At 40.8% G+C, this 16,606-nt stretch carries 11 protein-coding genes; all 11 read right to left on the bottom strand.

Annotation, left to right across the window (positions count from 1 at the left end; genetic code table 11):
- Positions 1-6 precede the first annotated feature (6 nt).
- The 11 genes from ACYFX0_RS18850 to ACYFX0_RS18800 all read right to left on the bottom strand — a co-directional run bounded on the left by ACYFX0_RS18850 (position 7) and on the right by ACYFX0_RS18800 (position 16,602).
- On the bottom strand, positions 7-1,827 hold the full coding sequence (locus ACYFX0_RS18850) for a hypothetical protein (protein WP_460271320.1): 1,821 nt from the start codon (positions 1,825-1,827) through the stop codon (positions 7-9).
- A 40-nt stretch (positions 1,828-1,867) separates the two neighbouring features.
- Positions 1,868-2,635 carry a hypothetical protein gene (locus ACYFX0_RS18845; protein ID WP_460271319.1) on the bottom strand — a complete coding sequence of 256 codons (768 nt, stop codon included), beginning with the start codon at positions 2,633-2,635 and terminating at the stop codon, positions 1,868-1,870.
- A 54-nt stretch (positions 2,636-2,689) separates the two neighbouring features.
- The gene (locus ACYFX0_RS18840) at positions 2,690-3,067 is read right to left on the bottom strand and encodes a hypothetical protein (RefSeq protein WP_460271317.1); all 378 of its coding nucleotides are present in this window, start codon (positions 3,065-3,067) and stop codon (positions 2,690-2,692) included.
- A 43-nt stretch (positions 3,068-3,110) separates the two neighbouring features.
- On the bottom strand, positions 3,111-4,520 hold the full coding sequence (locus ACYFX0_RS18835; protein ID WP_460271315.1) for a hypothetical protein: 1,410 nt from the start codon (positions 4,518-4,520) through the stop codon (positions 3,111-3,113).
- A 96-nt stretch (positions 4,521-4,616) separates the two neighbouring features.
- On the bottom strand, positions 4,617-10,835 hold the full coding sequence (locus tag ACYFX0_RS18830; protein WP_460271314.1) for a hypothetical protein: 6,219 nt from the start codon (positions 10,833-10,835) through the stop codon (positions 4,617-4,619).
- Positions 10,836-11,026: 191 nt separating this feature from the next.
- On the bottom strand, positions 11,027-12,130 hold the full coding sequence (locus tag ACYFX0_RS18825) for a glucosaminidase domain-containing protein (protein ID WP_460271313.1): 1,104 nt from the start codon (positions 12,128-12,130) through the stop codon (positions 11,027-11,029).
- 115 nt (positions 12,131-12,245) lie between these two features.
- Positions 12,246-13,046, bottom strand: a complete 801-nt coding sequence (locus ACYFX0_RS18820) for a hypothetical protein (protein WP_221660317.1) — start codon at positions 13,044-13,046, stop codon at positions 12,246-12,248.
- Positions 13,047-13,133: 87 nt separating this feature from the next.
- Positions 13,134-14,228 (bottom strand): NlpC/P60 family protein, encoded by a 1,095-nt coding sequence (locus tag ACYFX0_RS18815; protein ID WP_440028037.1) that lies wholly within the window; start codon positions 14,226-14,228, stop codon positions 13,134-13,136.
- A 17-nt stretch (positions 14,229-14,245) separates the two neighbouring features.
- Positions 14,246-14,857, bottom strand: coding sequence for a hypothetical protein (locus ACYFX0_RS18810; protein WP_460271311.1), 612 nt, complete (start codon positions 14,855-14,857; stop codon positions 14,246-14,248).
- A gap of 395 nt (positions 14,858-15,252) precedes the next feature.
- Positions 15,253-15,627: a hypothetical protein gene (locus ACYFX0_RS18805; RefSeq protein ID WP_221660314.1), complete on the bottom strand. Its 375-nt coding sequence runs from the start codon at positions 15,625-15,627 to the stop codon at positions 15,253-15,255.
- Positions 15,628-15,642: 15 nt separating this feature from the next.
- Positions 15,643-16,602, bottom strand: a complete 960-nt coding sequence (locus ACYFX0_RS18800; RefSeq protein WP_460271309.1) for a hypothetical protein — start codon at positions 16,600-16,602, stop codon at positions 15,643-15,645.
- Positions 16,603-16,606: the final 4 nt, after the last annotated feature.

Here is a 16,606-nt window from a genome sequence, read left to right as displayed (position 1 = left end):
CCCCTCCTACACTATTGCTTTTGTAAAGATACTTTTAAAGACACGTAAGGAGATATCGTCCTTCCAAATATATCGCACACCTGTAAAGAACTGCTCTTCCCAGTTTTCGTAGTACGGAATCTCTCCGGCTACCATCATTTTATCGTACGGACTCCCTGCACTCTCAAGCATCTTCTTCACTTGTTTGTGCGTTAACTCGTACCCTTCTTCATCTCTACGTCCACGCTTATATTTGTTCAAGATAACCGACGATTTACTAATTAACTCCCCTAACATCAACTTATCTTTGCTATAAAATTTAGCCAATGTAATTGCAAAAAAGTCCTCAATTGCAAGCATCGTATTTTCTACTACAAATACGTTCTTATCTACAACCCCTAGATACCTCGAGTAGTACCCTAAATTTCGTAACGGGATATCAATTAATACCACATCATAGACTTCTTTCGCATCCGCTAGGAATGTACCTAACTCCGCTCCAATTGTATCCGCCCATGCCTCATCCACTACGTCGTCACGAGATACACTCAGTACATCTACTCGAGATGTTACAGAAACCGCAGCGTTTTCAATCTCACCGCCCTGCGCCACCTTTAGTAACGAACTACTGATTCCCTTATGTTCACGTACCGCCCTCTCGTAGTTTTTAAAATATAAGGTTTGCGTACGTTTGTTAATATCTAAATCAACCACTAACACTTTACGACCTACCATAGCGTACATATCTGCCACATTTGCCACTAACCCCGAACACCCAGAGTTGTTAGCCCCAATGAACGAAATAATCCCCTCATCCGAAGCTAATTTATCCTCAGAGATATACGAATCACTTTTTACTGCCGTTTGAAATAGTTCTCGCAACCTCTGGGCGCTAGGAACGCCCACACGGACGTCTTTGTTTGAAATGTGGATTGATTTACCTACCTCGCCTTTCTGACCCTCAGTCGGAGTTTGTGGACGGTATGTGGGAACGTTTGGCTCTTGCACCTGCGCCTCAGTCTTACCTAAGTCGATAGGTTGCGTTCCTTTTTCCTTTTCTAAGAACTCTTTATCCTCTTTTGATAGACCTAATCGGTTTAACGTCGGGTTTTTTCTACCCTTCGCTGCCTCAATCTGCTTCTTTTCCTTCTCGTTTAATCGCTCTAACTCTTTGCGTTGACGTTCTTTTACCTTTTCCCTCTCAGCAGCCATTCTCTTTTCCACTTCTACTTGGCGCTGATTTTTATCGCTATCAATATAATCGTTATCCGACAATTCACTAACCGGTGTATCTACCCCGTACTGCAGGACTTCTTTACTTACACTTCTAGCATCTTCAATAAACTCTTCACTTTCTTTTTCTAACCGCTCCTCACGACTAACTTTCTTAGCCTCACGGTTATATAACCCCTTACCGTCATGCGCACCCTGTAAGGTATCCACAATCATCTTAGATTTGACATCCCTCTTCGTGACAAAGATTTCAACGTCATCGTAATACGTACCGCTTACGCCGTTTACCGAACCCTCAAGCATTCGATATAGATTACTATTCTTTGTAATTAAATACAGCTTTGTACCATGAATAGACTGTGATTGAAACACATCCTGTAGCGCCACAAAGTCCTCAGCCATAACCTGTGCATCTTCACCGTTACGGAAACCAGAATCAAGCACTAACACAGCAGTATAATTACTAATAGACATCCCGCCGCCACGCAATAAACTATCTTTCAAATCAACTGTCGTTCTCCAAGTCTTAGGAAACTCCAACATCGTGTTTGCTTTTGTTAACGCATTTGCATACGCATCCGAATTTTTACCTGCCACTAACCCGTAAATAGACACGGTCTCACCCCTCATTTCTTTTTCTTACACATCTTCCTAATTACCTAAAGAATAAGTTTCGTTTTTTCTTAGGCTCTATCTCTTGTTTCACAACCTCTTCAATCTCTTCTGGCTCTAGCAACACTGCCTCTGGGTGCTTCTTCACACCTGCATCAAAGTCCCTAGCCGCCATATCTAAGTTTCTGTCTAAGCGTTCCTGCGTAAACTTCAACAGCTCCGCATCAATTACTCGTTCCTCTGCATCTAACCTGCGTTGTTGCGAGTTAATTTCCTCCTTGCGTCCCATTAACGTATAGAATCGTCTTGTATCTAGAATGGTCTGCGCTGCTTTACGTTGTTCCTCCCTACGAATATCTAACTCTTTCGCTCCTTTTTGCAGTACCGCATATGGGAAGGACAATAATTTATGAAGTTTATCAATATCATATTCATGTACTAAATCAATCTTTGTCCCATCGTATTTTGCATCCGGCATCTCCATGAAATGTTGGTCTAATCGTTTGTATAAATCTACTCGCTTTGTACAGAAGAAGAGATATGTCCCGAAAAACTTCTTAGCGTTAAACATATTCTGAACGAATACAATATGAGAGAACTCATCCTCCGTATCTGGGTTAGTCATCCCCCAATCAAGTACCAAAATCCCCTCGATATCACCAAGCGCTTCACGGTCTCCTTTAGCCACATCGTTCTTTAGCTCTCTTAAGTCCCCCCAAGCCTTTGTAAATTCAATGTCTGGGTACGCAGACACCATCTGACTTGCTAACGCCTCACTCTGTAATCCTGCTACAATACCGAAATTCTTCATCATCTTCACTCCTATGTTCGTCTTTTTGCTTCGTATCTACCGATGTATGTATTTTTAAGACACCTGTGCTGCATCAGCCTGCATTAAATATGCCAACCCATCCACAGTCACCTTATTTGTCGCTTCTACAACCACATTCGAACCAAAACTATCAGAACTTGGTGTAAGCTCTGGGAATCGACTCACCACATGCACTGGCTTATTCATATGTTCATTAGCCAATTTCCGTACCACATCCCAGTTCTTAAGAGTCGATAATGACGTATCCAATACAATGAAACCCTTTACCCCAGTAAATGCATCCTTACCTCTTGTTTCTAGTGTAAATAAAACATCATCTACATACTCCACTCCAGTTATCATCTCTCCCGAAACCTTGCTCACCTCATTTGCAATAGATTTCGCTAACCTTCCACCTAATAAAACCCACATATTCCATCCTCCTAAAATGAAAGCAAGCCCGAAGGCTTGCCCATTATTTATTGAATGACTCCAAATCTTCATCGTCATCATCGTAATCGCCAAAAACATCCGGATTATCGATTTTATTCGGTTCTGTATCTTTAACCACTACTACTTCCATGCCTTGTTTATGTTGATGCCAATTTTTATCAGGTACATCTTCTTTTTTGAGAGCCTCACGCTCTTCTTTTATTCTTTGGCGTTTCTCTAGTTCATCTGCCCGTGCCTGTTCACGCTTTTTCTTATCCAAGTCAGGCTCATAGTTGTCAGGACTGTATTTATACTCAATCTCAGCAACCAATTTATCGTACTCATCCGTTGTAATTTCGTTAGACATTCGAATTTTCTTCGCAGTCTCAAGTTCGTTCTTATACTGCTTAAGACGTACATTTTCAATAGCTTTCTCTTTTCTTTCTTCGGCTTGGCTAATCTCCTCAAGAGATTTACCGCCAGTTGAAAGCTCTAACTCATCAAGAAGTTCAATCGGTATTGCTTGACCATCCTCACCAATAAGACGTTTAAGCTTCGCAAACTTGTTAAACGGCTGCATGTCAACCGACTTACGAATGTAACTACTGTTAAAGGAATTTAGCATATAAATTGTCTCGTAGAACTTATCTACTTCTTCCTTGCTGCAGATTTTTACATCTCCCAAGTACCCGTTTGACTTTAACGTTAAAGTTAGGATATCGTTTAGCATCTTCTTAAATCGTTTCATAGTTACGAATCTAGTATTTGTGACCACAATATAGTCTACATACCGCTGCTCCGCATCCATCGTGTACATGGAGTTGATATTTAACTGAAGTTTAGCCAACATTCTCATTGCTTCTCGTGGCTCATCATTTAAAATATCTGCATAACGTGTGAGTGTCTTAGACATTTCAGGCTTTCTTTGTACCTCGTACCACTGAAAGTCCATACCCCTTGTATACAATTCCCGTAAAAATTCATTCTTTGTTTTACGGTACTGCTCGTAATGACCTTCTGGTACTCCAACATTTGAGCGTCTATCAAAGTAAACCACTAACCCTCGTTTTAGCTTTGCGCCCTCACGTTGGTAGTAAATCAACCCGTCATCACGCTCGCCGCTACCTACTTTATCAGTTCCCCAGAAATGACTGACACCACTTATTACGTTGTCATCCTTTTCCTGTACCATCTTCCTTAGCCGTACTTCCTCAAACACCCAATACCTAATGAAGAATGAAAAGATAAACAAGTAAATCCCTGTCATAACCACAATAGGAATTATCCCTGCCCCTAGCTTCATAAATATAGACAGAAGTCCGACATAAGGTAGGATAGCGAAGAACACACCCACCATCTTCTTATTAGAAGCGAAGTAGCTATTCCTCTCCGTGTCTACGTTATCGATACTTAACGGTACAAACATCTTCTCTTTGTCATCAAAAAATCCCAATGTATCAACTCCTAACCGATGTACCTATCTTGTTTATCTACTATCGCCTAAACATAAAAAATAAGGAAGTTCGCTTTCGAACTTCCTTACTTAATTTCAGCTTATGTTGCCATATCTCCTTAAGATATTCTCAATACCTTTTTGGCTAACACCGTTTCCTCTAGATAAGATTGTAAGTACTCCATCTTGGTTCGCTTTGATATCTTTAATTTGTCCGAGGATGCTTTCTAACTCCCCTAAGCGACTGATATCAACCTTTGTTAACATATCCGCATCTACCTGCTTATCTGTAACAAGATGTTCTTTAACCCCTCTAAACTTAGTTAACGCATCTCTATCGTTAGAACTTACTGAGCTTCCTAACTTATCAGAAGCAAATCCTTCTAGGTGACCCGTAGTCTCCATTACACTCTGCATAGCTTCAAATATTTCTTTTGCTTTGCGATTGTACGTATCATCACTAACCGTGTTGTTTTCTCTTGCCTCGTTTAGTTGTACATACTCATCTTCTAATGAAGTGAAATCACCTTGTAAACCTACTTTTGTAGCATAAGTTGTAAGACTCGCCACACCTTTTGCATAATCCGCAACCCCAGACTCATCAGTAAGGATGCGCTCATTTGCTCGTTGTGTAAGCTCTGCCTTCGCTCTAGCAAACTCCCCAATATCTTGCCCATCTAAATTGATAAGAGACAGTAACCCCTCCAGTACCTCTTTATTTTCAGCAGCACTGTTACCTGCTCCCGTAAATACTTTATCGAAATGTGTATTGGCTTCTACACCTAAGCGCTCAAACATAGCGTCAGAACCCTCAGATTGCGTTGAGAAGTGTCCTGTGTTAAATCCGTGGTTGTCGCCATCTACGACATAAGCACTTAATTTCTGTGCCATATCTACGTTATTCTCACGAATCTCATTGAAACCAGATAACGCCGTATCTCTAATCTCCTCTATCGCTTTTCGGTGGTATTTATTTCGGTTATCGTAAAGGATTCTTCCGTTTTGACGTTTCATCCCTTGAACAAGTAAATTATCTATTTCGTTAAGTAAATCTTGTGAGCCTTCACCCACCTCTAAACCAGTAGATAGTTTACTAGTTTTACGCTCCTCTACACCATTCTCCTCACGGATTCTAGCATCTTCTTTAAATAGCTTCTTCATTGCTTTTTTACCGTTACGCTTACCGATGTACTCTAATTCAGCCGTACCCGGTAAATAATTACCTTGTGCATCACGTTGCGGTACTTTTAACACTTTGAAGTTATCTTGGAAGTATTGAGAGTTTACAAGATTTGAGAATGACTCATTAGATAACCCATCCTGACCTAAATCTACTTTGTATCCATCTATTTTACGACCGTTGTCATCTGTATACGTACTGTAATTCAATGACGTTAATCCGTAAACATCTTTTGGTTTTGGTAGATTTTCAAGCTCATCTACTGTGCTATCCAGTAACCCTTTAAATAGTTCTTTACGTACGCCTGCTTTTTGTAAATTTAGACCCGTTGTATCAAATGAAACCGTAGACATATCTTGTACTGCCTTAACTCCTTGGGATTGTAGATAATCCACCATCTTCTGTGCCTGTTCTACCGTATCGAGCGCTACTGTTGTATAGCTTGCACCACCAGAAGCAACAACTCCTGCCTCTTTCTGTTTACCTCCAGACACATCTGACTCGTTTTCATCGATATTATAGTAATCTTGCATAACAGCCGTAAACGCTCCGCCATCAGCCCCGGTCATATATTTAAGTAGTCTTCCTGCCTTGCTATCGTTAAACCCAGTTTTCAAGCTTGAACCTGCATCCTGCAGCTTTTTGACAATTGTATCTCTTGCCCCAACGATATTCATTTTAGACAACGACTTACCAAATAATGCACCCGCTGTACGTCTTCCTAAACGCTTACCTAAGCCAAGACTTTTACCTCCTAGCTTACTTAAACCTGCACCTGCAAGTTTACCCGCAGCTCCTTCACGCCCAAGCGTACGCTTAATTGCACTACCTAAACCTCCTGCAGCTCTCATTGCGCCATGAGAAACACCTCTTGTAGCTCCACCGAAACGACCACGTAAGTTACCTGCCATTTTATTAATACCATTTGAGAATATTTCTCCACCTAAATTTCCTTTATCTTTAATAACCGCTTTAAACAGCTTCATAAAGACAAACTTCATAACAATGAAGATATAAACCGAAATAATTAACGAATGGATAAGTGTGTATGGATACGTTAACCCTTCAGCCTTAGCTGTTGAGTAGTTCATGAAGTACGTCATCGCATACCATAAACTCAATAACCCTAGTTTCGCTAACCCGAATGTTCCGATTATGACGAGCGCCCCAAGCCATGATTTATTATCACGATTGAATCGAATCACATAGTTTTTCACAAATGCGATAACCATAACTAGCATCATACCGAAGTAGAACACTACAAGGTACGTCATACCGAACACAAGCAATGCGAATAACGCCACTAAGAATACAAATAACACTAACGGATTCTCACGTAATGATAGATACTGTGCTACATTATCAATGTCTTGATTCTCTAAGTCGAAGAAATACATCGGTACAAACGCCATACGTACATAACTATCAAACGAAATTGTTTGTCCCTCGTAGTTACGTGGGAAGCCATGTAAGTCTAGAACGCCGTTGACTTTAAAGAACTCAGACAGTGTTATCATACGGATTTCCGCATCTTTGAACGACCCCGCAGGGTTATTCATGTTATCTCGAACGATAGAGTACGTAGTCATGTAATCGTTAAGTAACTCACGGTTTACATTGTAAATATCCCTATCGAGCGTTGTTGTCTGCATATCACGATAAGGTGCTAATTCATTAACCAATGACCCGATACCTAACATATCCTCTTCGGATTTGTTAATTCCGTTTTCATTCATTAACTTCTCAGCTTTTGGAGAGAATGGATTCCCTTCCATACCATACGCTGCATGTCTGCTCGCCTTTGTCATAGACAGGTCACGAAGTAACGCTTCACGTTCTTCTTCAGTAATTGGACTTCCCTGCACAGGGTCTCTAAGAGCGCTTGCCACCTTATATAGACCGTTTAAGCTATCAAGCACCCCTTTATCCTTCGTATTATTTACGATACGTAAATACAGCTCAGAAGCGGTAATATCGATACCTTTTGCATTCTTAATTCCGTTTGTCTCAGCCTGTTTTCCAAATTTAGAGCTTGTATCAATGTGATACTCCGTATAGCCACCTACACCGTTGTACTCACCTTTTTTATTCTTGTTCGTTTCAACCCAGTTAAATAATTTATCTTCGGTTTTCTTGTTATAACGAGCCTCAGCCCAATCAAACAAGTCGAAAATACTAATACCTACTTTAACCAAGTCTTTCTTATTCCAAGTACCCCCATCATTTACAACCTGCTTGCTAAGTTTATCCTTAAACGTTAACTCTTCATCCTTCACTGTATCAATATCGAAACCGTGACGATGCTTTGTTGTGTAGAAATATACGATGTAATCTTGGCTTCTATCCCGCAATTGGTCAGTACCACCAAATAATTTCACATACATTTCATCACGTTTACGCTCTTTTGTCTCCATTGCAAGCCATGTATCTAATAGAGAAGTTTGACGTAGCTGCTTCCCAATAACTACATTTGCAGGTTCGTTAATCGCATATTTGATTAACGGACTATACACCATTGCAGGTATTAAAATAATGAGAGTCACCAACACAAACTGCTTCGCAAAATCTTTAGCCGTCATCGTTCTTCTAAACACTTTGAACGCCATAAATATCATGTAAACGGACATAAATCCGATAAGCAGCAGCGAAATTGAACCCATTATATCTCCCCACATCGCCGTATCTGCGATTGTAGACGTATGGAAAATAGCATTAATGGAATACCCGATGAATGATGAGTTATACAAACTAACAACCCAACTTGCTAGCGTTAATCGGATTAACTCATAGAAACCGATATCTAGTAACATTCCGATACGTTGGATAAGAGATGCCGCATCCCACTTGTTTTTATCAGCCGTACCATCAGAAGAAGTACCAGAAGTATTGAATCCGCCCGTACCTAAGTCCATGTAAAGCTCCTTAGATTTCTCAGCATCTTCCATAAACTTTCCGTTCCAACTCTTTACTGCATCCGATGTATCAGCAGTGATAATCATCGCTAACGCACGAATCGTATCTTGGTTGTTATCAAGTGTTTTACCCTGCATAAACTCGTTCATTTTTTCAAAACTGATTTGACCGCCATCCGGTAATGCGCTTTGTACCGCTTTTACCTTATCACGTAAAGAAGCATCTACTTTATCTACGTTTGCTTTCTTCTCTAATGAAGAGAATCCACCTGCTTCACCTAAGTAATCTTTCAGCGCATCTTTGATTTTCGATGCCCCTTTGTTGTTATAAATCGGTGAAGAAACGTATGAAGACGACTTATCTCCCAGTTTTCCAAGGAACAAGTAGTTTTGCCAATACGGAATCAACACAGCCCCTGTATTACCTACAATAACGTTACCGTAGTTATCAATACCAACTGTATCGTCAGACTCCGTTTTCAGGTTCTTGATTTCTCCAGGGTTAGCTGTAATTGCTTTCATTAACCCCTCGCCGTACCAGTTACCTTTTTCCGGCTTTGCCACCTCGAACGTAGGCTTTTCGGCATTAGATACCATATCAATAACGTTCCACGTCAGATTGAACTCAGATGAGCCTTTAGCCCCGATATATTCACCCGGAGAACTATCCGAGAACCGACCCGCTTTACCTGCTTGCACACTTACTGCCTTATTTTTATATTTCTCAGTATTATAAATAAAGACTGGTGAAATTTTCTTATTTGCATACAAGTCATAAAGCCTTACCGCACGTGGACTGCCCGATTTCGTTTGCAATGACGTACCAGATAGTTTACTCCCATCGAATTTCTCGATTGCCTTTAAGTAACCGCCACTCGCATCATACCAAGCCTCTCCGTTTGATTCTGTGATATCGGTTTTTTGATAACCTACAACAAGTGGCATCCAACCCATAACACTGTAATCTCCCGTTTGCTCCTTAAACTTGTCCCCATCTTTCGCTTTTTCTGCAAGCACTTTAAGGTACTTATCTAAGTCACTCTTATTGAGCCTGTCATAAGCTTCTTGGGAAGCCTCGGTAAACTTTTTACCTAAGTCCGCTCGGTAATTCGCTCCTTGCGTTGTACCATGTGTAGGCTCGGAAATAAATCGAACGTAGCTATCAATCTCGCTTTTCGTTTTCTCTTTGGACATATCACCGACTTCTACCGTGTATAAATACCTCTTATCACGAGGGTTATACCAACCTTGACCCCCTAAGCCTTTATAGCCTTTCTTTACAGACTTATCGGTGTTCTTTTCACGGAAAGCCTCAATATACCCTTTACCACCTACAACCTTCTCAAGCGTTAACCCCGCACCGTTCGGTTTTACGATGTCCTCTTTTTTGGTTATGTTCTTAAGGTCTTCCACTAATTTCGGTTTAATAACCTCTTTTAGCTTCTTCTCGTACTTACCTTCCGCATGGTTGCTACCTCGAGAACCCATATCGTACCACTTAACCTTCATACCACGTTGGTCAGAAGTCCAACCCCAACCATCTATTTCAGATGCTTGTGTCATGTAAGACTCGCTAGCCCCTAAGTAGTAGTTAATAACAGATGCATAACGCTCTGCCATCTTATCCGCAAGTGGTTCTGCTAACTTTTCCAACTCTTTCGATTTGTCGTTACCCGTATCTTGATTCTTATCGTGTTCTTCAAAAGAACCATCCCTTACACCGCCACTTGTAACCTCGTCATATAAATTCTTACCTCCGAATTTACTGACTGCTAAATCACTATTACCCTGCGGTAGTGCAAACGTTTCTGACCAAGACCCGGACACAGAACTCTTATCCCCACGGAAAAGTCCGCTATACTTAGAACCATCACCGTACTGGCTACTTAAAATGTTATACGTTACCGCATACTGCATCCCAAGTTTATAACCCGTGGCTTTCTTGAAAGGCTCAACATACGATTGATTGGCTGTGTCGAAAACGTTATTATTACCTTTACCTTCTGGCGTTTTCGTACCATCTTTGTCGTCATCCTTTTTTACCTCATTACCTACGTTTTGTTGCTTACCTGCATCCCCGTTTTTATCCGGCTCTGCGTAGACATGCGCTCCATACGTAGGTAGTAACGACCCGAGCAGTACCGTAGTTGCTAACACTTTAACCACGCAAGACTTCAATGTACTAGACGGCTTTACCTGTTTCCGCTTGCTTTCTATATTCAATTGTCAATACCCACCTTCCATGCTTGTTCTTGATGAGTCTGTATCTTGCTCCCTGCAAGATTGGTTTAACCACCTCCTATGTATTCTCACTTTCAAGTAGTTATAGTCTCTTTCAGTACACTTTCTATCATCTAACCAAGCATATCAAAAAGCACTCCCGAAAGAGTGCTTGTGCTTATCATCTTCATTTGTTATCCAGATATGATATTAACTACCTTTAACACGCCACTGTAAATCCCGTGCATTGCCTGTACATACATACTGGTAAGGAAGAACGCAGCGACCCCGATACCTAAGGATGCCCTAGCTGTCAGCTTCATTATAGTTCTCTTTCCATAATCGGCATCTGTAATTCCTGTCATCTTTTCAAATACTCGACCGCTTGCGTACCCATTAACCGCCACTACATACATAGCAACCGAAGCAGCAATATAGGTTAGTAAACAAGCGGATAAAACAACTCCACTCCTCACGAGCCACTTATTTGCAGTTTTAGAACCTTCACTAAAAGCGTTAGCCATTGCTCCATCAAACTCATCAGAGCTACCAGTCACCCCCTTACTTGAACCTAAGCCCACTTTCGGCTCCATCCAGAACTTAATTTCTTTTACTGTTCCGTCAGGCTGCTTTATTTGCGCCCCATCTTTTGTAGGTGTGACTCCTCCGCCACCTGTACCTACTGCTAATTCTCCACTATAATCCTGACCTAACTGCGTCATAATACCCTTCATTGTTGCAATATACTCCGCATGATTGTTTCCGTCACTCTCAGGAGCATATACCGTAAGCATTTTCTTAATTGTCTCTAAAGGGTCTCCCGCTTTATGTGTATCCGTTGCAGGGGCAGTCCCTTTTGGATACCTCGCAATATACTCCGCATACATACGGAAACCTTCGTCCGCATTGTTATTCTTCGCATACGCACCACTTGAACAATGTGTAGAACCTGCTGTACCTTGTCCTTTAATGTTCCCGAAATTGTACGCATCCTTAGGCATACAGCTCTTATATTTCCAACCACTCTCCATAACGAGCTGCGCTATCATGAAAGAAGCATTTATTCCTGTCTCGGTACTGGCTTTCATGACAGAATCCCCAATCACTAACCAGTCGCTCCCTCTACTCCTAGCGACCTCATTTATCTTCTCGGCTGTTACACCCGGCGAGTTTTTGGTCATAAGGTTAAAACTCCCCCAATCCTCCGCCATTGCAGGTGATGGAACTAGTAAACTAGGTATACAGATAAGTAGGAATAGTAGACAAGCCATCCCCAGTTTTAACGCCTTGTTCCGCAACTCAATCCCCTCCTTTTCACTCTTTTATCTATCGTGTTACGTTCTTTCTACTTCCCCTTAAAATCCAATAAAAAAGAGGACTCCGATGGAATCCTCTTTTACTCTTTTTAACAGATTAACCTGCGCAAGAGATTGTTTTACCGTATGTGCTTTGAACGTCATTTACTAGGAATGATTTGTTACAAGCCCCATCTCCGTTTTGGCGAAGATGTTGTTTGAAGTAATCAGCACCTAATTTCATTTCGTCAGAAGCTTTACGTTTATTTAACTCAGCTGCTAATAAATCAGCTTTAACCATTGATTGAGTGTACATTGATTTTGCTTGGTTGAAAGCAGGGTCATCTGAAATAGCTCCGTCTTTAGCTTTATCGTATAAAACGTTAGCGTAGTGACGAACTGAGGATAACTCATCATCGTACTGGTTACGTAAGCTTGTTGTACGGCGAGCTGAGATGTTTTCTTTAAATGCATCAGCATCTAAAGTCGCCAATCCGCCCGAAATATCCAAGCCTAATAGTTTGTTCATTAAGATTCCAATACCGCTTAGAGCCATTGCGATTAATCGGAATAACCAACCAGTCATCAAGAATGTGATAAGTACGATTACTAAGATAATTTCTACTAAATTACCTTTAGCATATGCTCCAACTGAAGAGTAACTGTCACCCTTACCTGTACCGAATTTGCCCATTTTAGATTCAATAGCCGTTCCTCGTGTTACTAAGCAGATGATATCTACTGCAATACGAGATAACCAAATAGCCATTGCTAAAGCACCGATTGTCATGATTAAGAATAACGCAATTTTGAATGCCCAACCAGATGCTGAAAGCGCCTGCGATACATCACCAGTTGTTGACTGCATGTTAAAAAAATTGACGATATCCGATAATCCTTGTTGTCCACCAGTTTCCATTCGGTATCCCTCCTATTCGATTGTAAGTACATAAACATGGTTCATGCCTATGTATATAAAACCATTTCCAACCATGTTGCATTTCAGTTAACTCATAATAGTCAGGATACCTTTGTAAATCCCACTCATTACGACTACATACGATTTTGAGACAAAGAATCCAAGGATAGCAATACTAACTACCCATCTTCCACACAAGTCAAGCGACGTACGTCTATCGTGAATGGCATCCATACCACTAAACTTCTCAAACATATTCAACCCTTTTGCTCCATTTCGCGGCAATAATGCAAAATACCAAACAATAACCGAGGACGTATATACAATAAGAACCGCTGAAAGTAACATAGCTAGAATAAACAAACCATGCTGTGCTTTCTTAAACCAATCGTTTACCGCCATGTATACATCTTGGCTTAACACTCTATCTCCTGCATCTGCACCCTTTACATTTCCTTTTTGTTCTACTTGTATAAAAGGATTAAATGGCTCTTTATAACTTCCGCCAGTTGCAGCTGTTGTACCTTCACCCTCTTTTTTCTCAGTAGTTGTTCCGCCTGTAGTTCCTGTAACCGAACCGTTTTTAAGCGGCTCAGCTTTCCCCGGCTTAACACCCTCTGAGCTTTTATCGATACGGATAACAACACCATCGATTTTATACCCTTTTGTATCTGAAATCTGTACTCCACCTTTTTTATCGGGAGAACCATACCCCTGACAGCCAATAAACGCATCTCCACCTAACCAAATAACGATATGCGTCCCTCCGTTTAGATAGACAAGGTCGCCACGCTTAAAATCTTCTTTCTTTAAACCTGTCAGTTTGTACTTACTGAAGTACTGTTTATATGAAGTAGTTGTTCCTACCTCACCTAGCATCATTCCTGCTCCTTTGTTATACGCCCAATGGACGAAACTGGAGCAGTCCAATTTTGGTGGGTTGTCATTGTACTGTTTGGTGTCAGCTCCACCATGACCTCCGCCCCACCAGTAGTCTGTAACCCCTACCAACTCTTTACCTTTTGCAATTGCCTGTTCAATCTCTAAAGATGCTGTATTAGGCGCAGGGTCATCTAACTTGTTCTGCCGAATTGCATGTACATCTTTAGGGTTGAAACTAAACATGGCAGCCGCCATACCTAACGCACACACCCCATGTACAATTTTATGGTACATCTTCATCACTAAACCCTCCCCTCTTATTTAACGTAATTTCTCGGCAACTCTTCTAACGGATTTCCTTGTTTATACACTGTAACTACTGAGTTATTTCGTACAAATATCGCCTCAGGAAAATCATGCGTTGTCCAAACCGATTTATCTTCTAGCAACCTAGCAAGAACTGTTAACCCTGCAATTCCTGAGCTCTCATCATTCATGTAGTACGGAATAACCTTGTAACCTTTATCTGCTTTGATGTATTCCCCGACTTTATCCTTAATGATATCCGCACTCTTCTTCGTCTTATCGTAGAATACATAAATACCATCCTCTAGCGACTCATCATCAGCAGATATTTTTGTTTCATAATCTTTTAGAAACGTAGACATATCTTCTTTATCTGGACTCTTACTCTCGTAGTTTTCCGCCTCTAATTCAGCATCTACCCTATCCTGCTCGTTATTGCTACTCATTGCTTCTTTAACCGCAGATAAGTCAGCCGTCGTTGTGGACTCCCTTCCGCCGGAACTTTCACCCGCTTTTGCTCCGTTCACTCCTGCCATTACTGCTATTGAAACAAAACCAATAAGTATCGCACCAAGTGAACCCAAGACAATCTTCCAAAATAAACTCAACTCTCGAAACCACAAAAATATCATCCTCCTCTATCGCACTACTATACCTAGCTCAATTCCCAAGTCTATCTACTTTCAAAGAAAAAAGAGCCAAAATGTTATCAACATCTGGCTCTTTACCCTTACTGCTATCTATGTATAAGTCAACTTTAAGTCTACGTTAAGTCTACTTAAAGTCACACGAATTTTTATCGCTCTTATACTTCCTATTCTCTTTTCTTCATGTATTTTTATAAGTCAACTTTAGGTCTACATTAAGTCGACACTAAGTCTCAAAACATAGGAAATGACTGTGGGGGACTCCACAGCCATTCGAGGTATTCTTGTGCTTGTTATAATTAAGTTATCGGTACTTACCGATAGGGGTTTACTCTATGTAGGTATTATCTAACCCTATCCACTTTCTACTCCTACAAACCGTATATCTCATCTTCCTCATCGCTAAACTCTTTTACAGAATCCTCAAAATCTATAAGTTTAAACGAGAACTCTCCTCCCACCGTTTTCTCCATATGATAGTAAGGTTTAAATTGTTGGTCATCCATAACCGCAATAAAGTATTTTGCATGCTCAGGTTTTAGAGGTTCATACGTTACCTCTTTACATTTCCCTTCACCTAAATGCTTATCTAACATCTCCTGCAAACCTGCTGTAAACGAACTGTACTCTGAGTAAAACTCATTCTCTACTACACTATTCTTTGCAACGCTTCTCTCTACGCTTGCCTCTTTATTTTTCTTACGTTGGAAATCCATTAACCTTTTAAAGTCAGCAATAACACCCATTCTTTACCCTCCTTGCTATTTATTTGCTACATTTGACGTATCTACCACATCAAATATTTGAAACCCTGTAACGGCGTATAACGCAATGATGAAAGCAGGTAAACACAAACACGTAATTACAAGTCGATTAAAATCTTCCCACTTACTACCTGTTCGAAACTCAGTAGGAATTAGCAACTTCCCGATAATTGGTATCTTCTTTAATTTTAAAATAACCTTAGCCGGAGCAAGCGGAATAAAGAATATACTAATACCTGCCTTTGTCGTCATATCTGCGAACAAATGACTGTAAACCCCCGCCAACGCAAAGACCGTATACACCTTAAACGCTGAAATCAACATCATTGCACTTTTAAGCGCACTCGATACCGATACTTGCATAAATACCGCATCCAAGACGTCAATAACTCCACTCATCATCATTAATACCGTCAGCACTGAGCCAATCCCTGCACCGATTTTAAACCGATTTTTATCTAAAATTGTCCACCATCTCTGGTTATGTCCCAGATTTGCTACCCACTTAAATAAATCTACTAAATCTAAACTTACAAACCACACGAAACATAGTGTAGCTAACACCGTAACCCCTAACCAGAAATTTGAAGCCGTCACAAGGTTGTTTAGCCATCGATTACTTGCCGTTGTTAATAGGAAGTACACACTACCAAACAGCATTGTCTGGGAAAATACGTCATGACTAAATTTCCCCCTATGTTTTACCCCGAAAAATCTAAATATCTTCTTTATAATTGGATGCTTTTGTGCAGGAATAGAACCCGGTGAATCAATATCAGGGAATTCTGCGCCGAATATTGCCCCTCTCATAGCCATATAGCTACAAATAAGTACCATCGCTACATCACTTGCTCTCATAGCCCCTGTGAGGACAGGAACGACCCCTAAACCGACACCAATGGGAAATGTCATTAACCCGAAAAAGATGCCGTATCTCTTGTGCGTTGGGTATAACATACTA

The organism is Bacillus sp. NEAU-Y102 (assembly GCF_054788175.1).
This window is presented reverse-complemented; position numbering and strand designations above follow the sequence as displayed.